17 protein-coding genes are annotated in these 21470 nt (G+C 39.8%); 9 read left to right on the forward strand and 8 right to left on the reverse strand.

Going from position 1 to position 21470, the window contains the following annotated elements; all coding sequences use genetic code 11:
• Positions 1 to 11: 11 nt before the first annotated feature.
• On the reverse strand, positions 12 to 3977 hold the full coding sequence (locus tag RMY64_RS07610; protein ID WP_322699735.1) for a DUF2157 domain-containing protein: 3966 nt from the start codon (positions 3975 to 3977) through the stop codon (positions 12 to 14).
• A gap of 188 nt (positions 3978 to 4165) precedes the next feature.
• Positions 4166 to 5779: a glycosyltransferase family 39 protein gene (locus RMY64_RS07615; RefSeq protein ID WP_322670519.1), complete on the reverse strand. Its 1614-nt coding sequence runs from the start codon at positions 5777 to 5779 to the stop codon at positions 4166 to 4168.
• 640 nt (positions 5780 to 6419) lie between these two features.
• On the opposite strand from RMY64_RS07615, the gene RMY64_RS07620 reads away from it, so the two are divergent.
• Positions 6420 to 7388 carry a TauD/TfdA dioxygenase family protein gene (locus tag RMY64_RS07620; protein WP_322670518.1) on the forward strand — a complete coding sequence of 323 codons (969 nt, stop codon included), beginning with the start codon at positions 6420 to 6422 and terminating at the stop codon, positions 7386 to 7388.
• 163 nt (positions 7389 to 7551) lie between these two features.
• Positions 7552 to 8361 (forward strand): molybdate ABC transporter substrate-binding protein, encoded by an 810-nt coding sequence (gene modA, locus RMY64_RS07625; RefSeq protein WP_322699736.1) that lies wholly within the window; start codon positions 7552 to 7554, stop codon positions 8359 to 8361.
• 283 nt (positions 8362 to 8644) lie between these two features.
• On the opposite strand, the gene RMY64_RS07630 is transcribed toward modA, so the two are convergent.
• The 3 genes from RMY64_RS07630 to RMY64_RS07640 all read right to left on the reverse strand — a co-directional run bounded on the left by RMY64_RS07630 (position 8645) and on the right by RMY64_RS07640 (position 10220).
• The gene (locus RMY64_RS07630) at positions 8645 to 9202 is read right to left on the reverse strand and encodes a peroxiredoxin (protein ID WP_322699791.1); all 558 of its coding nucleotides are present in this window, start codon (positions 9200 to 9202) and stop codon (positions 8645 to 8647) included.
• Positions 9203 to 9259: 57 nt separating this feature from the next.
• Positions 9260 to 9502, reverse strand: coding sequence for a regulatory protein SipA (gene sipA / locus RMY64_RS07635; protein ID WP_322682666.1), 243 nt, complete (start codon positions 9500 to 9502; stop codon positions 9260 to 9262).
• Between the two features lie 205 nt (positions 9503 to 9707).
• Positions 9708 to 10220: a P pilus assembly/Cpx signaling pathway, periplasmic inhibitor/zinc-resistance associated protein gene (locus RMY64_RS07640; protein ID WP_322670533.1), complete on the reverse strand. Its 513-nt coding sequence runs from the start codon at positions 10218 to 10220 to the stop codon at positions 9708 to 9710.
• A gap of 361 nt (positions 10221 to 10581) precedes the next feature.
• Between RMY64_RS07640 and RMY64_RS07645 the strand changes: the two genes are divergently transcribed.
• Together RMY64_RS07645 and RMY64_RS07650 are read left to right on the forward strand one after the other, a co-directional pair.
• Positions 10582 to 11847 carry a sensor histidine kinase gene (locus RMY64_RS07645; RefSeq protein ID WP_322699737.1) on the forward strand — a complete coding sequence of 422 codons (1266 nt, stop codon included), beginning with the start codon at positions 10582 to 10584 and terminating at the stop codon, positions 11845 to 11847.
• Complete coding sequence (locus RMY64_RS07650) at positions 11847 to 12509, forward strand: response regulator transcription factor (protein WP_322699738.1); 663 nt, start codon at positions 11847 to 11849, stop codon at positions 12507 to 12509. Before RMY64_RS07645 ends, RMY64_RS07650 begins: the two co-directional genes overlap by 1 nt.
• 44 nt (positions 12510 to 12553) lie before the next feature.
• On the opposite strand, the gene RMY64_RS07655 is transcribed toward RMY64_RS07650, so the two are convergent.
• On the reverse strand, positions 12554 to 12730 hold the full coding sequence (locus RMY64_RS07655; protein WP_322670513.1) for a hypothetical protein: 177 nt from the start codon (positions 12728 to 12730) through the stop codon (positions 12554 to 12556).
• 16 nt (positions 12731 to 12746) lie between these two features.
• Between RMY64_RS07655 and RMY64_RS07660 the strand changes: the two genes are divergently transcribed.
• Positions 12747 to 13250, forward strand: coding sequence for an O-acetyl-ADP-ribose deacetylase (locus RMY64_RS07660; RefSeq protein ID WP_322699739.1), 504 nt, complete (start codon positions 12747 to 12749; stop codon positions 13248 to 13250).
• A gap of 176 nt (positions 13251 to 13426) precedes the next feature.
• Here the strand turns inward: RMY64_RS07660 and RMY64_RS07665 are convergent, their stop codons facing one another.
• On the reverse strand, positions 13427 to 13852 hold the full coding sequence (locus RMY64_RS07665) for a nucleoside deaminase (protein WP_322699740.1): 426 nt from the start codon (positions 13850 to 13852) through the stop codon (positions 13427 to 13429).
• 88 nt (positions 13853 to 13940) lie between these two features.
• Between RMY64_RS07665 and RMY64_RS07670 the strand changes: the two genes are divergently transcribed.
• Positions 13941 to 14732 carry an ion transporter gene (locus RMY64_RS07670; RefSeq protein ID WP_322699741.1) on the forward strand — a complete coding sequence of 264 codons (792 nt, stop codon included), beginning with the start codon at positions 13941 to 13943 and terminating at the stop codon, positions 14730 to 14732.
• 120 nt (positions 14733 to 14852) lie between these two features.
• On the opposite strand, the gene RMY64_RS07675 is transcribed toward RMY64_RS07670, so the two are convergent.
• Entirely contained in the window at positions 14853 to 16988 is a 2136-nt protein-coding gene (locus RMY64_RS07675; RefSeq protein ID WP_322699742.1) for a tetratricopeptide repeat protein, read from the reverse strand.
• A gap of 356 nt (positions 16989 to 17344) precedes the next feature.
• Between RMY64_RS07675 and RMY64_RS07680 the strand changes: the two genes are divergently transcribed.
• From RMY64_RS07680 to RMY64_RS07690, 3 genes are all read left to right on the forward strand, one after another.
• On the forward strand, positions 17345 to 18043 hold the full coding sequence (locus RMY64_RS07680; RefSeq protein WP_322699743.1) for a rhomboid family intramembrane serine protease: 699 nt from the start codon (positions 17345 to 17347) through the stop codon (positions 18041 to 18043).
• A 284-nt stretch (positions 18044 to 18327) separates the two neighbouring features.
• On the forward strand, positions 18328 to 20949 hold the full coding sequence (locus RMY64_RS07685) for a PAS domain S-box protein (RefSeq protein WP_322699744.1): 2622 nt from the start codon (positions 18328 to 18330) through the stop codon (positions 20947 to 20949).
• A 240-nt stretch (positions 20950 to 21189) separates the two neighbouring features.
• Positions 21190 to 21462, forward strand: a complete 273-nt coding sequence (locus RMY64_RS07690; RefSeq protein ID WP_322699745.1) for a hypothetical protein — start codon at positions 21190 to 21192, stop codon at positions 21460 to 21462.
• The last annotated feature ends 8 nt before the right edge of the window (positions 21463 to 21470 follow it).

A 21470-nucleotide genomic window follows, 5' to 3' on the forward strand; every position in this document is an offset into this window, starting at 1 on the left:
ATGGGTATTACCTATTCCCATGATTGAAATTCATCAATGGCGCTACGAATTAAGGAAGTTATTTGAGCGCGACGGGTTTCAAAATTAGCGGCGATGTAAATCAATAAAATACCAACTAACAAGCCAACTACCCATTTTAAAAAGGAGTACTGCAAGCTGAAAATTACCGATTGATAGATTGTTGTGATTAAAAAAGTTGCTGTACCAATGTAGAGAAAAGCTCGTACTCGTAAAGCTAATCCAGCAAAAATAGCGATGAGACTAAAAACACCCGGAATCCAAGCTGTATTTTGATTAAATAAAATTGCCCACCCACAAATTAAGCCACTCCCTAGCACTCTCAGAAAATGACGAGATGTTTTGTACTCTGGTAGCTTCAGTTGGGTATCCACTTGAGCAATATAAAGCAGTGATAATCCAATTGGCGTTATATACCATAAAGCATCAGTCAGGTGTAAGGAATCAAACCAACGGTAAAGTGCCCAATCAATCAACGCCACACTAATATAGGTGAAACGGATGTTTTCGCCTACTTTTGCTAAGAAGATGTAAAATCCAGCTGCGATTATCAAAGTTATGGGGTAAGTTTGCAGTCTGGTTTCCCATAAAATTATCAGTGGTGTGATGTATGCAGCTTGTTGCCAAGGTCTTTTAGACCAACCCCAATTTTCCCAAGGTAAAACGTACAAAAAGTAGGCTGCCACACAAGCGATCGCACCATTCCAAGGAACTAATGGCCCAGCCCAAAATCGCCCTACTGCTGTCTCTCGCCAATAAATCCTCATGCCGGCTACCTCTAATAAACCAAGGTAAACCCACATCTCGGCAATTGTAATTCTTCCCAAAATCCTGGGGGAAGTGGGTAAATTTCGTCCCTGAAAGATGGCGTAGCGAATCAAAAATACTCCCGTTCCCAATCCCACCAAACGGTTAACTGCAATGGGAACAGGAATGGCAGCCATTAATAAACAGCTACTCCAAACCCAGTGAATATGGGCAATTCTTTTCAATTCTTGGGGAGTTAGATGTAAGTAGCTGACTAGCCAAGGCGACAAAATGCGGTAAGCATACATGATACTCGCACCAAGGGCAGACATGGCAATCAATCCATCACCTAACGCTCCTCCTGAAGCTTGTGACATTTGATAGAACAAAAGTTCATAAGCAGAAATTGATACGCCAATGATTCCTAAATACAGCAAGGGTTTGAAGTTCTCGTGTCGTCGCCCTACGCCAATAATAATTAAAGCTACACCCAAGGAATACAAACCTGTCCACTCGGTGAAGGTGTTCAAACGCAGCAATACACTGAATGCACCATAAATTAATGGCAAAATGTGCAGGCTGCTAGGAAACCTTTCTAATTGATGTCGTCGCCGCCACCACTCGCCGACAAGTTGAGTAATTAAACCCAAGGCGATGTTTGCAATCGCAATTCTCACAATTGAGCGTTCCCCCAACCCTAACCCTTGGGCAATCAACAATTCCAAACACCAACCAATGCCATAAAATGCCCAATTTGTCGGTTCGCGCCAACTGCGATAAACAATGGCTGCCAAGGTAATTACAGTGGCAATTAAGAACAAAAATCCTGAAGTCGTAAACCCTTGGTAAATCAGTATTGAGTGCAGCGTCAAACATAATAATTCAACGCTGCATAAAGCGATCGCCCATTTATCGCTGGCGGTTGCATAGATAACTGCTAATTCGTTACCGCGTCGGCTGAAAACTGTCCGCGCTAACCATAGACTGAGAGTTGCGATCGCTCCGACAACAAACCAACCAGCTACCGCTAGGCGAGGTAAACCAGGTACACCCGTCCACAGCAGCACGCCAATGAAACTTAAAACAAATCCTTCTGTAATTACCGCAGATACTTGGTTGCGCAAATAGCGGGTATTTACAAACATCAATCCAGCACCTACAGCCAAACCGATTAATCTGATTCCTGGTAATTGTAAAGTTAGTAACTGGGCAATTATTACAGCCAAGACACTCAAGTAACGGCTAGTAAGCCGCCGCTCTATAATTGCGGCATTGGCAACACCCGTAAGAGCTAAAGGCGTAACTAGCCATACAACTCCCCAATCAGATCGCTCATCAGTGATGCCATACCAAGATGATTCTGAATTCATCCACAACAGGAAAAAACTCGCTGCGGCTAATCCTAAGCCGATATCCCATGCACTACGTTGCCATAGTCCTTCCTGCAAGCTAAATCGCCATTCTGCAACCATCAGAGCCAATAAAATACTTGCCCAGCATTGTTGAGTCAGGCTGGGGAATAACCAATTAATGGTAAAGCAAAATGTCAGCACCCCCATGATATGAGTTAGGTATACCAGGGGAAGGGATGAGGGGGAGCGGCGTTGAGTCACAAATGCCAGAGTGGCGGTAGAAAATAGCAGATTTAGCGATCGCAATGGAGGATTTACAAGAGCGATCGTTGTTAAAAAAGCTCCAAATAACAGGGTAAGTAGTTCGCCAAATTTAGCTAATCCTCGCTTTTGGCGGCGATACAAATTATCTGTAAGCGCCACCATCAAAATTACGTAGGGAAATAAAGCTATACCCAGTAGCGCCCAAGGTTCATTTTGAGAATTGGTGAGTTGGGTAGTAGTTGCGATCGCTAATTTCTGTAAGTTATCGGGTACTAATCGCCAACCTAGCAAAATCGTCTCTAAGCCGATGACGAAAACCCCTGCAAAGTCTCGCTTTAAACTGTACCGCCGCAAGCGACTCCCTACAAACCACAAACCCAAACCACTGACAGCTATTGCTTGCCAAGGATAATTTACTACCGATACCACCCAACCCAAAAAGAGTAAAACCCCACCAAGTCTTTCCCAGAGTAAGAGGGATGAAGGAGACAAGGGAGACAAGGGAGACGAGGAGGATATTAATGTTACTTCCCCTGCTCCCCCTGCTCCCCCTGCCCCCCTGCCCCCCTGCTCCCCTGCTCCCCTGCTCCCCTGCTCTGCTAACCAAGTCATCAACCAGCCGCAAATGCCAATAGCTAACCCCAACAGTGCGACATCTACCTTGGTAACAAAAATTGCCCGCACCAACAATACTATTAAAGAATAAATAATTACAGTAGCAGGTAAACTAATACTTAACCTACGGCGATCGTCGCTGACAGTACGAGGCTGTTGGAAAAGATTGTAATAAACAGTAATGATAGTTGTGGCGATCGTTGCCAGATAAACAGCAATTAAGGGAAATCCTCTTAACTGCCAACCCCAATGCAGATAACTCAGCCCTAGAATATTTATCAGAGGTAATTTGCCAGGATGTAAATTGGCAAAAATAGTCCGATTTTTGGAGAGTAAAACAGTTATAGCAGTCAGGGTAGGACAGGCGATCGCAACTACAATCCAATCCACAGGATTTTGCCACAATTTGAAGCTATCCATTGCCCAAAAATTCACTGGTACTAACAAAAGAGTGGCAATCAGCAATGTCTGAGCCGTCAATCTGAGGTTATTTTGCCTAGTCGCCCAAAAGCTTAATCCCCAAAAACTCAAAGTATAAGCAAATAAAACCCCGTACTGTCCAGCAGCCGGAAACCTCGCCCATTGACTAGCAGCCAGTACTCCAGAGGATACAACTACCAAAAAAACCCCTAGAAAAAGTAGCCAACGCACACTCAGTTCTGCCCCCAAGGACTGCAACATTGTGCCGATGAGGTTGGGTTTAGCTGGTTTTTGTTGTGGTTGTTTACTGCTACTAGATTGTAAAGCTGCTACAGGCAACTCCTGCACGGAGTCGGAAGTTGCAAATACTACCTTTGTTTGAGCTTCAGCCTGGGGTTGCAACACCACCGCACACACCAGAAACTCTCGACATAACTGCCTGACTTGGGTATCAGATATCAAACCTAAACGCAACCATATATCCAATCCTTCCAATAATTGAGGATGGGAAGATGGCAATCTGATTTCAATTTTTAACGGGCGCTCAAGGGGCGATGACATAAGCGGCAGCAGTACCAGTATATACTTAAATTATTTGTTTAATTAAAGTATATTTTTGCTCTAACTGTGCAACTTATCAGGCTAATTGATATGAATTTTTAACCGCCAAGCGAGATTCAAATGCCAACTATCTGCTTTTAGTTTCCACTTGCAGTCTCCCAGGCGGTAGATGTGCCCGTATCCTTAGTTTAATTAGCTTTTGTTATTTTCCAGAGAAAGTCGTCTACCTGCTGTAACTTTGAGTTATAAACTTTTTCAATTCCAGCTTTTAAGAAATCAGATGGCTCGAACAAGAATAAAAATATGTCACTAAAGCCATTAGTAATCTCTGGTAACTGATTTTTTCCTACAATTTGGAATTGCACTTTTGGATCGATTAAGTTACTAAGTACTTGTAGTGGTGGAATGATGTTATCCTCATCACTAATTAAAAGCGGTTTCTTAGCTTGATTAATAATATGAGCAATGTGAGGATATTCTTGGTATTTTTCAGGGAATTGGTTCCACCAAATCTGCGGTTGAGAGTGAACCATACAAGATACAACCCCGCCTATAACTACCATAAATGCTACAAGTGACCAAAACTTTTTTTGCCAAGCTTTAGTAGAAATAGACGTAATTTTAGTGGTAAATAGGTAAGCAACAGCTAACTGTATCCCTAAAACAGAAGGAAGTGTATATCGACTAGTAGCATATCGTTTTAAAAAGACGAAATCTATTATCAGTAATGGAAGCCCTACTGATGCAATTAAGGTTAAAACAAATAACCAAACTTTTTTAGAGGTTCTTCGACATAAAAAATAGATTGAGTAGCCGATTATAACTAAAAGAATCAAAATAAAAGGAATTAATAAAAACTTAAGTTTTCCAGGCTCGTTAGGACTAATACCTAAATCAATAAACGCACGACTAAAAATACCAGCCCACCTGACAGATGACATAAATACTGTTTGTTTAATATTCGCCCAAGTTACTGCTTCTGGCTGAGGATTGGTAATAATAATCCAAATCCAAGGTACAAAAGTGATAAAACCCGCAAGCGATGATAGCAGGTAAGAAATTAATGTTTTACTCAATCGAAAGCGTTCGATTGTAACTACATAAATTCCTTGTGCAAAAGCAACCAAGGTAAAAAATAGATGAGTATAAAACCCTATTGATAATGTTGCTGCATAAATGCACCAACTAACTTTTGTTTGAAGGCGCATAGCTCGCAGCAGTGCTGCACTCGATATAAAAATGGCTACTATTGCTAAACTATACGATCGCGCTTCTTGTGCATACACGATATGAATAGGTGAAACGGCTACCAACCCGATGGCTATCCACCCGACTAGTGAAGACTCAAATAATTCTTGACATAGCCAATAAAGACAAGGAAAGGTAAGCAGACTAATAAATGCCGAAAAACTTCTGATCGCTGCTATAGAATTGCCAAAGCACTCTACCCAAAACCGGGTCATCAAGATGTATAATGGCAAAATTTGCGAGTCTTCTACAATAATTCCTTTAATTGTATCAATTGTATTTTTTTCAGGATTAGGATACTGGTATTTATGTAAATCTTCTAGGCCAATCAAACGACCATTACCTAATTGCTTCCTCATTTCTGACTGCGTATAGCCAGATATGCGTAATGAGGATAAAGCTTCATCACCCCAATAAATTTTTTTATCAATATTAACGAAGCGAAAAAATACACCTATTACTAATAGAACTATGATTAAAAAACGTAACCAATATTTAGAAATAGTCCATTTCTGTGATATCTGCGTTTTCTTTTGTGGTAATTGCTTTTTCATGTAGTTTTCGATCTCCTCAAGGCATTAATCAACCTTGGTAAAAAATCAACTGATAATTTTTTATTAGCGTGTTGCTAATGAAAAAAGCAAATTAGTATCTCTGAATAAAAGAGTGAACTAAAATTAAGATTTATCTAATTTACGAATTAAATATACGGTCTTATTTTCTTATCAACCAGTATCAAATTGTCTACAAACATTTTAATTAAAAAATTTTACTTCAAATAATTATTTAAATATTGATTTTGCAGTTTTTTGCAACACGTAATTATTATAAATATAATTGTTTCTTTGTCATCCTACAGTATAAATTAATCAAGAAATAAAATACTTATGTGAAAAATAAAAAGATTTAATAAACTTTATATGAAATAACTCTAAGTACGTCTCACTGGATCTGAGAAGCTTCTTAATATCTGTGTTCCGAATTTTTACTTACCTTTTCCCGGACTAAATCTACCATTGTTACAGCAGTCTAAAATACGGCAAGTATATACTACGGTAAATCGATCAATTTATAGTAATATATTAAAACTGCGATCGCTTCCTTTGGTATGTAGCCATTAAGCGCAAGCAACATATCTCAAGTAAACGGACGAGTGCGAACACCGCCCGATCGATCAAACTATGGAGAATTGAGATGAGCAACAAACACATTGAAGTCAAACAGGTAGCAGGTTTCATCGGTGCCGAAATCAGCGGCGTAGACTTGTCACGTCCTTTGCACGATGATGCAGTCAAAGAAATTCGTCAAGCACTATTGAAGTGGAAAGTCGTGTTCTTTCGCGGTCAAAACATCGATCATGCGGCACAGATTGCATTCACAGCTCGTTTTGGTGAAGTGACTTACGCACATCCCCACGAAGACGAGCCGATTGAAGGCTTCTCAGAAATCTTGCCCATTGACCGCAGCCGTTACGAGCGGCGCAATGGTCTGCGTCGTTCCAGCTACGAGAGCCGTTGGCACACCGATGTTACAGCAGTTGTCAACCCACCTGCGGCATCAATTTTGCGTGCGGTTAATGTCCCTAGCTTCGGTGGTGACACACAGTGGACAAATTTAGTTGCAGCCTATGAGGGTCTGTCAGCACCCCTACGGGCATTAGCAGACACATTAAAGGCCGAACATCGCTTCAATGCGCGTTTGAATTTGCCCAGCAACAGCAAGATTGCCCAGCGCATCGCAGCCAATCCCCTGGTTTCAATCCATCCAGTGGTAAGGGTTCATCCTGAGACTGGTGAACGCGCATTGTACGTCAACCCTGGCTTCACCTCGCACATTCTTGACGTATCACGACAAGAGAGCGACTTGCTGCTTGAGTTGTTCTTCAACCAGATTACCAAGCCCGCCTACACCACCCGCTTCCGCTGGAATAACGGTGACATTGCATTCTGGGATAACCGCGCTACCTCCCATTTGGCCCCTCAAGACTTGGATCATCTGGAAGTCGAGCGCGTTCTCTATCGCACCACCATCACGGGCGATGTTCCAGTTGGGCCCGATGGTTTCCGATCGCAAGTGGTTGAAGGTGAGGCGTTCAACAGCGAACTACCAACCGTATTGAAGAACAAAGCTGAGAAGTTAGAACCAGTATCAGCACTTTCATAAGCTACAGAGTGGTAAACAAGGGCTGCGCTGTTCGTAGCCCAGTTTACCTACTGAAATTTTTCTCGGCAGATTTTTACCGATATAGTTGGTTATAAGTTGGTATATTTGGTACTATTTTACCTAACGTCAATTTTATGGAAGAAACCCTTCAAACGCCTTTTCTATGAAAAGAAGACAAATTTTTGGCTTTTTGGGTATAGCGATCGCTGGCTTGCTACTAGCAATTGGTTTACCGTTGGTTCCTCCTTCTCCTGTAATAGCACAGTCAAACACCAGCATACTTGTGTCCGCAGCTGCCAGCTTAAAAGAGGCACTGGAAGAAATTAAGCCTTTATACCAACAAAGTAAATCAAATATCAATATTAATTATAACTTTGGGGCTTCTGGTGCTTTGCAGCAACAAATTGAGCAAGGAGCGCCAGCAGATATCTTTATTTCTGCTGGCAAAAAGCAAGTGGATGCCTTGGAACAAAAAGGACTGTTGCTACCAGGTAGTCGTACTAACCTGGCAAATAACCGTTTAGTCTTGATTGTGCCTCAGGATGTTGTTGGCATCTATAGCTTCTACAATTTAACAGACAGTAAGATTAAAAAAATTGCGATCGGTGAACCCAGAAGCGTACCCGCCGGTCAATATGGCGAGCAAGTCTTGAAGAAATTGAAAATTTACGATCGCCTCAAGTCGAAATTGGTCTTTGCTAACAATGTGCGTCAAGTTTTAGCAGCAGTAGAAAGTGGTAACGCCGAAGCAGGTTTAGTTTATGCCACTGATGCCAAAATTTCCAACAAGGTAAAAGTCGTAGTTACTGCTGATGATAAATTTCATTCCCCAATTGTCTATCCGGTAGCAATAATTAAAAACAGTAAAAATCCTTCTGCTGCCAAAGAATTTGTTCAGTTTTTATCTGGCGGTGAAGCCAAAACTGTACTCAAAAAATATGGTTTTGTTTTGCCCGAAGGAAAGAAAAAATAATCACTCTATTTCTTTAGCGATCGCTCTGACAAATTTTAAGAAAGATCCAAGTAATGAATAGCCTTTAAGGGGGAGAATTTAGATGTATGCAAGTTCTTCCAGTAGCTAATTTTAAATTATAGCCGTAGCCACATAGGTTAGGACAATTTGAAACCCTCAAGGCTAGGAATAGTAATACTTTTACCTCCTGCCTCCAGCAAGACTGCCTTCTGCCTCCTGCTATAACCGCTTGATTATTGTTAGCCTAAGCCAAGGAGACAAATCCCTAACTTAGGCTAATCATTTAAGAAGCTGTGGACTGTAATTGTTCTAGTCGTGCCAGCACTTCTGAACTGTGAATAGTTGGATTGACTTTGACAAAAGTCTCGCGCAAGACGCCTTGAGGATCGATGATGAAACTGTGGCGCATAGATAAAAAGCCGAGCCACGAACCGTAAGCTTTGCTCACTGAACCATCAGTGTCAGCCAACAAGGGGAATTTGAGTCCCTCTGAATCACAAAATTTGGCGTGGGAATCAATGTCATCAGCACTAACGCCGATTATCTGAGCATTTTTTTCGAGGTATTGGGGTAAGTCTTGCTGAAAACGACGAGCTTCTATAGTGCAACCAGAGGTGAAGTCTTTAGGATAAAAATACAGGACTAGCCATTTACCGCGCAAGTCAGAGAGGGAAATTTTGCCATCACCTGTGTTGGTTGGCAAAGTAAACTCAGGTGCGGGTTGATTAATTGCCGGAAGTTTACCACCCATAGCATCAGCAGCAGGGGTAAAATTCAGCCAGCTGATGACAGAAATACAGCTGGCAAATAATATGCTTAAAAAAGTACGGCGGGAAATCATGGTGTAAACCAGAATCACAACTTTACACAAGTTTACAATTCTTGGTTGCGAGAAATCTTATTCTAAGTGAGATTCGGCAGGGGTATCTGTACTTTCGATATATTGACTATCTAGGAGAAAGACACCCCTAGCAAAGCGAATCCCCCAATATCCACCGGGTCTGCGGTCAATGACTATACCTTCTTCGCCCATGTGAATTACATTAGGGGGGCGTAGCATGGGCATAGGTTCAGCAGTTTTGACATAAGCTGGTAGCGCCACAACACGGACTTTACTACCAATTGCGAATTCTTTTGACATTTTAATCAAGCGGAGTTTTGATTAACTCATAACTCAAAACTAGCTTGAAAGTCTACTAAATTGAGCAGGGAAATAAATAGGGAAAGGGAAAGGGGATGAAGTTTTTCCCCTTTCCGCATCTTCTGCAAGAAGTCTATATAATCTATTTTGGGATTGAGATGGGCGAGTACTGCCCACCCCAGAATTATTATTTTTTGAAAGATGATTATTGAGGATTGCCTTGTTGACGGCGTGAAGGAGCATTTTGACGGAATTGCTCTAATTTTTGACGCTGTTCTGCGGTTAAGACTGCTTGAATCTGTTGTTTCTCAGACTCGCGGATTTGTCGCATTTGGGTTTTTTGGGCTTCAGTTAGATTTAAGTCAGCAAAACCACCCTTTCCTCGACGTTGACCGGGTTGCCGTTGACCTGTTTGCCCTTGAGCTTTACGCGCTTGCCATTCAGCCCGCCGTGCTTGTTTCGCTGCCTCTAATTTTGCTTTTTGTTCTGGGGTCAAAACTGCTTCAAATTTGGCGCGACTATCGCGGCGAATCGTCTGAATTTGGGCTTTTTGGGCATCTGTTAGACCCAACTCTTTCCAAGGGCCTCTTTCTTTTTGTGGAGTTTGGGCAAGTAACAGGGGTGAAGGAGAGGCTGTTTGAGCGTGAACAGCAAAGGAGGTTGCAGTTAAAGTGAGAGCGATCGCGGAAGCAACTAGCGATAATGCTTTGAGTTTCATTACTTGTCTGGTGGGTTTTTCCTGGTTGGATGCCACCATCATAAGAACTTATCCTCAGCAGTTACATGAGGAGAAAGTCATGGTTATATCCATGACTTTAGTCATGATTGACAAGAGATAGTTAAAAGTTAGAAGTTAGGAGTTAGGAGTTATAAATTATGAAAATTTTGATTATGATGATTTTATCAGTCATTATTTAGCTGATTACCTAACGGATTTGTTCTTTTAATTTGCTTTTAATTTCTCAATCAAGGAACAAATTAAGCGGTGAAAGCATCTGCTCAAATCTTCAGAATTATTCACTTCTAATTCCTAACTTCTAACTCATAACTCATCACTTCTAACTGGAGCAACGCGACTAATGAGTCGTCCAATTGAAATTAAGAAACATCCTTTTCCGTCTCTGCTTTATCTGGAGTGGACATTACTGGCAATCACCGCATTGACAGCTGTGATACCACCTCCGTTACGGCGATTTCGTCCCAAGCCTCTAGAGCTATCAATTTGTGGTGCATTTCCAGACTTGTCAGTTTGTAGCATATTGCCAGAACTATCAATTTTTAGTCTGATTATTTTTGCGGCAATGGGCTTAACATTACCCAGAAAAAATCAGACAACTAAGATAATATATACAGTCATTGAAATTTTATTAATTTTAATCATTGGACTTTTTGGGGAAAGATTTGCTCGGCTTTTTCCTTTTTTATATATAATTTTAGTGACTCGTAGTTGTCTGATTTTTCAGTTAAATGGGCGCTTATTCGTTACAAGTTTGTCATTTGCTTTATTTTTAGTTACTACACAACTAAAATATCAATTATTCAATTTTCAAGCATCGCCGCAAGCACAAGAGCGATATCGATTTTTGATTTTGAATTCGTCGTTAGTATTTGGCTTAAGTTTGGTTTTTGTATTGTTGATGATGAATGCAGTTTTGTCTGAACGGCAAAGTCGAGAAAAGCTAGCTCTTGCTAACGACAAACTCCGTCAATATGCCATGCAAATTGAAAATCAAGCTACCTTAGAAGAACGTAACCGTATTGCTCGTGAAATTCATGATTCATTAGGACACTCTCTGACTGCTTTAAATCTGCAATTAGAAACTGCTTTAAAACTATGGCAATTTAACCCAAGTAAGGCTGAAACATTTCTCGCAACTGCAAAGGAATTGGGTTCAAAGGCGCTAAAAGATGTTCGTCAATCTGTTTCTACTATGCGTTCTAATCCATTACAAGAACAATCTTTAGAAGATGCGATCGCTAGTCTTTCAGAAAATTTTTATCGCTTTAATGGAATATTACCAATTTATCAAATCAACCTGGAATATTCTCTACCACCTGAAATCAATACTGCTATTTATCGAATTACTCAAGAATCTTTAACTAATATATCTAAATATGCCTATGCCACAGAGGTAAAATTGGAACTCACTACGACTAAAGGCAATTTGCAATTGATAATTCAGGATAATGGTAAAGGTTTTGATGTCGGGCAAAATACCACTGGTTTTGGACTTCATAGTATGCGCGATCGCACTTTAGCACTTGGGGGCCAGTTTAATATTAATAGCGCTCTTGGCTGTGGCTGCAAAATTACGGTTAATATTCCATTAACAAGGTTAACATAATGATTAAAGTCTTGCTGGTAGATGACCAAAGTTTAATTCGCCAAGGATTAAGAGCATTATTGGAATTAGAACCAGATTTAGAAATAGTTGGAGAGGCAGAAAACGGCGAACAAGCAATTAATTTTGTTGCAGAATTTCAGCCAGATGTAATATTACTAGATATCAGAATGCCGATTATGGATGGAGTTGCAGCCACAAAGGAGATTCAAAAACGTTTTGCCAAAACTAAAATTTTAGTATTAACGACTTTTGATGATGATGAATATGTGTCAGCAGCTTTAAAAAATGGGGCTATGGGTTATTTATTGAAAGATACACCATCAGAAGAATTAGCTGTTGCTATTCGTGCCGTTCATAAAGGATATACTCACTTAGGCCCAGGTATAGTTAAAAAGCTGTTGACTCAATTTTCTCCTGTTGCACCAACTCATTCGCCGCCTGTACCATCTAGTTTAGCTGAACTTACTCCTAGAGAAAAAGAGGTTTTGCGATTAATTGCTACAGGCGCTAGTAACCGAGAAATAGCTCACGGACTCTACATTTCTGAGGGGACGGTGAAAAATCATGTTACGAATATTTTAAACAGATTAAATTTGCGCGATCGCACTCAAGCTGCGATTTGGGCAAATACATATTTATCGTATTTGAATGAGCCAAGTTAAATAATTCGTAATTATTTACTGAGCTATTTATACAAATAAAAAAATCATAACTTCCGCATTAATAAAGTAGACAAGAAATAATTGAATAAATCAGCAAAAAGCAGGCGATCGCTAGAAATGCCATCGCTCATCACCTTAAGCAGAGCGATCGTTAAGCTTGAAGCTAAAACTGTATAATGGACATTTACATAATACGCTTGTAGTATGTAGATTAATCTCATTGGGCTTAATTGTTTTATGGAAGTCATTTTGGGTGATATCACAAAGTTAAAAGTTGATGCGATCGTCAATGCTGCAAATACTAGTTTGCTTGGGGGTAGCGGCGTAGATGGAGCGATACACAAGGCATCTGGGTCGGGTTTAATTGATGAGTGTAGATCGCTTGGGGGATGTCAGATTGGCGATGCTAAACTAACCAAAGGATATCGCTTACCTGCAAGCTTCATTATTCATACGGTAGGCCCAGTATGGCGAGGAGGTAATCACGGAGAATCCGAACTTCTGGCTCAGTGTTATTATAAATGTATGCAAATTGCCGCAGATAAAGAGTTTAATAGTTTGGCATTTCCTTGTATTAGTACTGGCATTTATAAATATCCTAAAGCTTTAGCGGCTGAGGTGGCAGTGAAAATATGCGATGAACAGCTACAAAAGAATGGTCATCCACAAAGAATAATTTTTTGCTGCTATGACCCAGAAAACTATGAAATATATGCGAATATTTTAGGGATTACGCATTGACATAAATAAATGAATATTCATTAGAGAAATTACTTTTAAACCGCAGATGCACAGATAATGATACTTGCATGGGAAAGTTTTCCGACTTGCGCAAAGTGTCTGTAACACAAAGAGAAAGAACGAGATTTTTTGAGTAACTTGGAAAAGAATACTCTAAAAATAAGTTTTTTGATAGCTTATTTAAATAATTCCAAACATTCATTTTTTAAAACGTTTTTTGTGACTTTTATTTTCCGAAATGACTTATCGATTACCTCTTCGCAAGATATACTAATTTGTGATTGATTTACAGTAATTAAATCTTGAATTGAAGCACCGTATACAATTTCTGATAAACCACTCCAAACACAAGCAGTTGCACACATCGGACAAGGTTCGCCAGTTGTATATATGCTATAACCTTCTAAAGAGAGGTTTTTCAATTTAGCTGTTAAACTACGAATAGCATTGATTTCTGCATGGGCTGATGGATCGTTGTCTCTCTTTACAGTATTATGAGCTACGGCAACGACTTCGTTATCTTTAACAATTACTGCACCGTAGGGTGCATCGCCTTTTTTTGCTTCTGTCAATGCTAAACGCATAAAAGATTCTGAGTTCATATAAGCTGAGGTTAACATAAGGATAATGGTTAATCATATCGTATTTCTAATGTTATAACTGGGAATTAAGATGTATTAATGGTCGAATATGTTACTGAGCAGACAAGAAACAGAATTTTACTTAGAAGACCTAGAAACACCAATAGGTAAAGCGATTAATTTAACCCTTGCCTCTTTGGTGCTAATATCATCAGGAATTTTTGTGGCAGAAACATATAATATTCCTGATTATGTGCGGTTTCAGTTAAATGTAGCTGATACTGTGATCGTTATCATCTTTGCTGTGGAATATTTACTTCGCCTGTGGAGTGCGGAAAACAAAATTAAGTATATTTTTAGCTTTTATTCGATTATTGACTTAATGGCGATTCTGCCATTTTTTCTAGGTATGGTAGATATTAGCTTTATCCGTCTATTACGATGGTTTCGGATTTTACGATTAATTAGATTTATAGATAAAAAGTTTTTATTCGCTAGTATCAGTAGTGAAGATGGAATGATTTTTGCGCGAATATTATTTACATTATTTGCAATTGTTTTTATTTATTCTGGCTTAATTTATCAAGTCGAGCATCCGGTTAATCCTGAAAATTACGGTACATTTTTGGATGCATTCTACTTCTCTGTTGTCACAATGACAACTGTAGGATTTGGCGATGTTATTCCAATTTCGGAATTAGGACGCTTGCTAACAGTATTGATGATTTTTACCGGAATTGCATTGATTCCTTGGCAAGTGGGGGATTTAATTAAGCAAGTAGTGAAAACTGCTAATCAGGTAGAAATAGTTTGTTCGGGTTGTGGTTTAGCTTTCCATGATGTAGATGCTGGGTTTTGTCAGAGATGCGGGACTAAGTTACCTAGTCGCAGGATTGATTAAACATCTGGTGAAATTAAATATGCGTTATCCATCATGCTTGGAGAGATGTAGCACTGCTACGTCTCTCCATTCTTTTTAACTCGTATAGGATATCTCCCTTGATGAAAACCCAGGTTCCGTTTAAGGTGTTGTCTGCGGTGGATTGGTGGAATTGGGAAATGGAAGAGTTGGTACAATTACAGGTACAGGTTGTACTTTTTCGCCTTGCAGTTGAATTTTGGCTTGATTACGGCCGTCTATTGCTTGTTGGTAATTAGGCTTGTATTTTATTGCTCTATCATAAGAAGCTATCGCATCTTGATATCGTTTTAAATTTAATAGAGCATTGCCTCTACTATACCAGCTTTCGGAATGGTCTGGTTTATAACGAACTGCCTTATTATAAGACGCGATCGCATCTTCGTATTTCTGCAATATGTATTGTGAATTTCCTAAATTATACCAGAGTTGATAGTTATTTTGCTTAATTGTCGCCGCTTTATTATAAGCTTTTATTGCTTCTTCATAGCGTTGGTTTTGATGCAGCGACCATCCCAAATTATACCATGCTTGATAGCTTCTGGGGTTGTATTTAATTACTTGATTAAAAGATTCAATCGCTTCTGGATAACGCTGTAAATTTAGCAGTATATTACCTCTAGATAACCAAGCTTGGTAATAATCTGGCTGATATTGTACCGATTTATCATAAGCTGCAAATGCATCTTGATAGCGTTTTAAATTGACTAGTGCATTGCCCAAATTATACCAGGCTTGCTCGTAATCTGGTTTTAAATCAACGACTTTTTGATAGGCTGCGATCGCTTCTTCATATTGCCTCGAATTTTGCAAAGCTAATCCTTTTTTATACCAAGCTTCATAATTATCTGGTTTGAGTTCAATTGCCTTTTCATAAGACTTAATTGCTTGGTCATATTGGTTTAAATTACTGAAAGCTTCACCCCTAGCATTCCAGACTTCTGAGTTGTCATTCTTTAATTCTAAGGCTTTGTCAAAAGAGGCGATCGCTTCTTGATATCGCTGTAAATTTCCTAATACAGTACCACGTCCAATCCAAGCATCTAAATAATCTGGCTGAATTTGAATTGCTTTGTCATACGCCACTAATGCGTCTTTGTATTTTCTTAATTTATTTAGTGTTTTGCCTTGGCCATTCCAACCTTGAGCATAATCTGGTCTGAGATTAACGGCTTTTTCATATACTTCTAGCGCGTCTTGATAGCGTTGTAAATCAAAAAATGTATTTCCTTGTTTAGATAATTCTATAGCATTATTTGAATTAATGTAATTCCAAATAAATATTGATGCTACTGTGCCAACAGTAAAGAAAAATATTGTTAGTAAAATTTTACTTAAAATACCTTTTTTTTGTTCAGGTTTGTTGATATTTTTTGGTGGAGAAGGAGGAGTTAACGCGATTGTTTGAACAGGTGATTGTCTTAACTCTTTCAATGCTTGTAATGCCACCGTTGCCGAAGGATAGCGTTGCCGAAAGTCGTAGCACACCATTCTATCTAAGAATTGAGCAAATTCTGGTGTTACCGTGGCTTTATCGTGCCAGATAATTTCATTAGTATCAGCATCTTTTACTATTTCCTCTGGTGATAATCCAGTCAGAGCTTGAATAGCAATGATCCCCACAGCATAGATATCACTGCTTAATTTTGGCGTACCATGAGCTTGTTCACCAGGAATATATCCAGGCGTACCAATAGCTACTGTTGCTAAAGTTTGACCTTGGGGAGTAATAACTTGAGTTGTAATTTGTTTAACTGCACCAAAATCAATTAAAATTAATTTGCCATCTGGTTGGCGTCTGAGGATATTGTGGGGATTGACATCACGATGAATTACATTCTGTTGATGGACAAATTCTAAGATTGCTAAAAGTTCTTGTAAAAGTGAAATGATTTCTTCTTGACTTAGGGTTTTACCTGATGTTAATTCTTGACTCAGGTCATGACCTTCGATCAATTCCTGTACAAGATAGAATTCAGCATTTTCCTCAAAATAAGCTAAAAGTTGGGGAATGCGATCATGAGTTCCTAATTTATACAGAACTTGTGCTTCCGTATCAAATAAACGCCTAGCTGTTTCCAAAGTTACCGGATCGCTTGCCTGGGGTTTGAGTTTCTTAACAACACATAGAGGTGAACCGGGTAATTGTGTATCACAAGCCACAAAAGTTTCACCAAAACCCCCACCTCCCAAGTTACTAATAATTTGGTATCTTCCTACAAGTGTGTTTCCTAGCATCTTGTTTGCCTAGTTAAGTGCGATGCGATCTGATTTCAATCTTGCCACACGTTAAGGGGAAGTGAGGCAGGGGAGCAGGGGAGCAGGGGAGCAGGGGAGCAGGGGAGTAATGAGTAATGAGTAATCAGTAATCAGTAATGAGTAATGAGTAATCAGTAATGAGTAATCAGTAATGAGTAATGAGTAATCAGTAATCAGTAATGAGTAATGAGTAATCAGTAATGAGTAATGAGTAATGAGTAATGAGTTGGAGCAGGGGAAGAAGAATTATTGACAAATGACAAATGACCAATGACCAATGACCAATACTTCGACTACGCTCAGTACAAGTGACCAATGACCAATGACAAATCTATATGATTCCTATTAGTGATAATATTCGGTGTCGAAACAAACCAATTATTAATTACTGGTTGATTGGCATTAACCTGGCTGTATTTTTATGGGAACTTAAACTAGAGTTTAGCGGTCAATTAGGCCATTTTGTCAATACTTGGGGTGTGATCCCAGCGCAGATTAGTGGAGCAGTTAATAATGCTCTCTTTTTCAACTCTGCTGCTTGGATAGTTGTCATCTGGCGGGTATTTACCCTATTTTTTGGCATATTTCTGCACGGCAGTTTTAGCCAAATATTAGGAAATTTACTATTTTTATGGGTTTTTGGGAAAACTGTAGAAAATCTTCTAGGACACGGACGCTATCTAGGATTTTATCTAGCTGCTGGTCTAATGACAGGTGTAATACAAATTCTGCTTGAACCGAGTTTGACAGTTCCATTGATTGGGGCAAATGGTGCGATCGCAGCTATTTTAGGAGTGTACGTTATGAAGTTTCCTAAAGCTACAATTGACACTGTTTTACCGCTAATAATCTTGTATATCCCTATCCAGCTACCAGCCTTTTTCTATATATTTTGGTGGTTTGTACAACAATTATTTTATGGTATTGGCAGTTTAAATATTCCTCCTGTTGGCGTAAATCAATCGGGTGTTGTCTTCTTAGGGCAAGTTGTGGCATTATTGATTGGTGCAACTTTCATCCGATTCAAGAAATAAATTTGAATTTAGCTATCTAGCGATTATTTCTAGGGTGGGCACTATTAACTGACTGATGTCACAAAGCTCAATTTTGATATTTTTGGCAGTGCTTACCCTACAGTTATTGAAACTAATATATACCTTTGGGCTGAAATATATAAATTATTTTTGCTTAATAAAGCATAATCAATCAAACGCTGACGCTGTATTAAATTTTAATTTTTAATTTTGAATTCCGCCTTGTGGTACTAGGAAATACCTACTCTTCAAGTCGATATTGTTAAACATTAGCGGTGTACAATATGCAAAATGTTGATCAAATTAACTTTCAACTTACTGATGAATTAGCAGTGTTGCGGCAGCGGGTAGCTGAGTTAGAGCAATCAGAGATATTTTATCAACAAAGACAAGCAGCACTTGAAGAACAATTAACAGAACTAAAAAGAAAGCTGGCAGTAGAAGCAGAAAAGTCTTATATTAAAGTTCAAGAAACATCTGTGCATCTCATGTCAACAGAGGTAGCAGTAATTTTAGAGCAACTCCAACAAGAAATTGCGGCGCGTCAGCAGTTAGAAGTAGTCCTTAGAGAGAGTGAAGAACGGCTGAGGCTGACTCTAGAGGTATCCCAGATGGGCTTGTGGGATTGGAATATTGTTACCAATCAAGTTATTTGGTCGGAAAATTATGAACTACTTTTTGGTTTAATTCCAAGTAGTTATGATAGTCCTTATGAAACATTTAAAAAATGCGTTCATCCTGAAGATAGCCAATCTGTAATGCAAGCGATCGCCCACGCTTTCACACAAAAGACTGACTACAATGATGAATTTCGTATAGTTCGCTCAGACCAAAGTACACATTGGATTTCTGCCAACGGAAAATTTATCTATAACGCTCAAGGCCAAGCGGTGCGAATGATCGGCGTTTGTATGGAAACTACTGTGTGTCAACAGGCAAAAGAAAGTACTCGCGAACTCACAACACAAGTCCAAGAACAGGCAAATATTTTAAATGCCATCCTCACTGCTTCAGTAGATCATATTTACATCTTTAATTGCCAAGGTCGTTATCAATATGTCAGCCGCGATGGAGCAACTATACTAAATTTAAATCCACAAGATATTATCGGCAAAAGTTTGCCAGAAATGGATTTACCCGCAGACCTAATAACCCAGGTAGAGAATCAACGACTTGCTGTGATGAAAACTGGGCAACCGATTAAAGATGAGTGTAAATATGTTACTCGTGATGGCGTACATTATTATGAATATATTCTCACACCATTACGGAATGTTGACCAAACTATTGAAGGCGTAATTACTGTTTCTCGCGATATTACCGAACACAAACGGGCAGAAAAAATTTTACGTGAAAGCGAAGCACGTTTTCGGCGTTTGTTTGAATCTAACTTGATTGGGGTCGCTTTTTGGAATGTGCATGGCTTTGTGATTGATGCCAATGATGCCTTTCTTCAACTAGCTGGCTACACTCATGATGAGTTTGCTAGTTTAGGTGGAATTAATTGGAGAGAACTGACTCCTGTTGAGTATCAGGATTTAGACGATCGCGCCCTTTTGGAGGTGCAAACCACCGGAGTTTCCAAAATTTATGAGAAAGAGTACATCCAGCGTAACGGCAAGCGAGTACCGATTGTTTTGGGGATAGCTTTGCTGAATGATTCCCAAGAACATGGTGTTGCTTTTATACTGGACATCACCGAGCGCAAATTGGCTGAACAAGAATGCGATCGCCTACTCGAGCGCGAAAAGACAGCACGACAACAAGCAGAAATCGCCAACCAAATTAAAGATGAATTTCTGGCGGTTCTCTCCCATGAACTGCGAACCCCACTCAACTCCATTCTGGGATGGTCAAAAATGCTGCGGACTCGGAAGTTTGATGAGAAAACCACTAACCACGCCTTAGAAACCATTGAACGCAACGCCAAGTTACAAACTCAGCTAATTGAAGATTTGTTGGATGTGTCACGCATTCTCCAAGGAAAATTAAACTTGAATATCTGTCCTGTCAGCTTGGTAATGGTAGTTGAAGCAGCACTAGAAACGGTAAAACTAGCAGCACAAGCCAAGTCAATTCAAATTCAGACCTTATTTGATACCAATTTGGGACAAGTGATGGGCGACCCAAATCGGCTGCAACAAGTTGTGTGGAACTTGCTTTCTAATGCAGTAAAATTTACACCAACAGGAGGACGGGTAGAAATTCGACTCATGGAAGCTGGTAATCAGGCTCAAATTCAAGTCAGCGATACAGGTAAGGGAATTAGCCTAGACTTTTTGCCTTATGTGTTCGATTACTTTCGCCAAGCTGATGGCACAAGTACACGCACATTTGGTGGACTAGGTTTAGGATTAGCGATCGTGCGTAAGGTTGTAGAAATGCATGGGGGAAATGTTCAAGCCGAAAGTCTGGGAGAAGGATTGGGTGCAACCTTCACTGTCGAGTTACCGCTTTTGGTGAGAAGCGAACAATTTCGGGGTGAAGAGAATCAGTCCTCATATTCAGAGCCGGAATCCTCGCTGCTTGCAGACACTCAAGTTTTGGTAGTGGACGATGAACCAGATATCCGCGATTTAGTTACCTTTATTTTGCAAGACTACGGCGTGCAAGTAACCGCCGTATCATCAGCACAGGAAGCACTACAAGCGCTATCTGACTCGATACCAGATGTTTTAATTAGCGATATTGGAATGCCAAAAACAGACGGTTATATGCTGATGCGTGAAGTGCGATCGCGATCCCCTGAACAAGGAGGAAACGTACCCGCGATCGCTCTGACAGCTTATGCAGGAGAAATGAATCAGCAGCAAGCATTAGCCGCAGGATTTCAAATGCATATTTCTAAACCAGTAGATCCAGATGTATTGGTACAAGCGATCGCTGATTTGATTGAACCAAGTTGATACTAAATCCGTTTTTGAAGTAATAGACTTTTTGGATGAATCAATGAGCTTTCACCCTAAATCCCTCTCCCAAGCTTGGGAGAGGGACTTTGAAATTCGCTCCCCTTCTCCCAATATTGAGAGAAGGGGTTGGGGGATGAGGGCAAATTTTGCGACAATACAGTTCAGAATGAGCAACAAAACCCAGATTGTAGAGACGCGATTCATCGCGTCTTGAAAGGTCAATCGCATTGTTAGTCAATGGCATTGTTAGTCGATGCAATCGCATTGTTAGCCGATGCAATGGCATTGTTAGTCGATGCAATCGCCTTGTCAGTCGATGCAATGGCATTGTTAGTCGATGCAATCGCCTTGTCAGTCGATGCAATCGCATTGTCAGCCGACACAATGGCATTGTTAGTCAATGCAATCGCATTGTCAGCCAAAACGCGATCGCTCATGCTCAGGAACACTACTAAAGGTACTAGTTATCCCTTTGAGAATCGCTATAAGATGACAAAAAGGGTCTTCTAGATTTGGAT

It is taken from the genome of Nostoc sp. DedQUE08, assembly GCF_034530895.1.
Lineage (GTDB): Bacteria > Cyanobacteriota > Cyanobacteriia > Cyanobacteriales > Nostocaceae > Nostoc.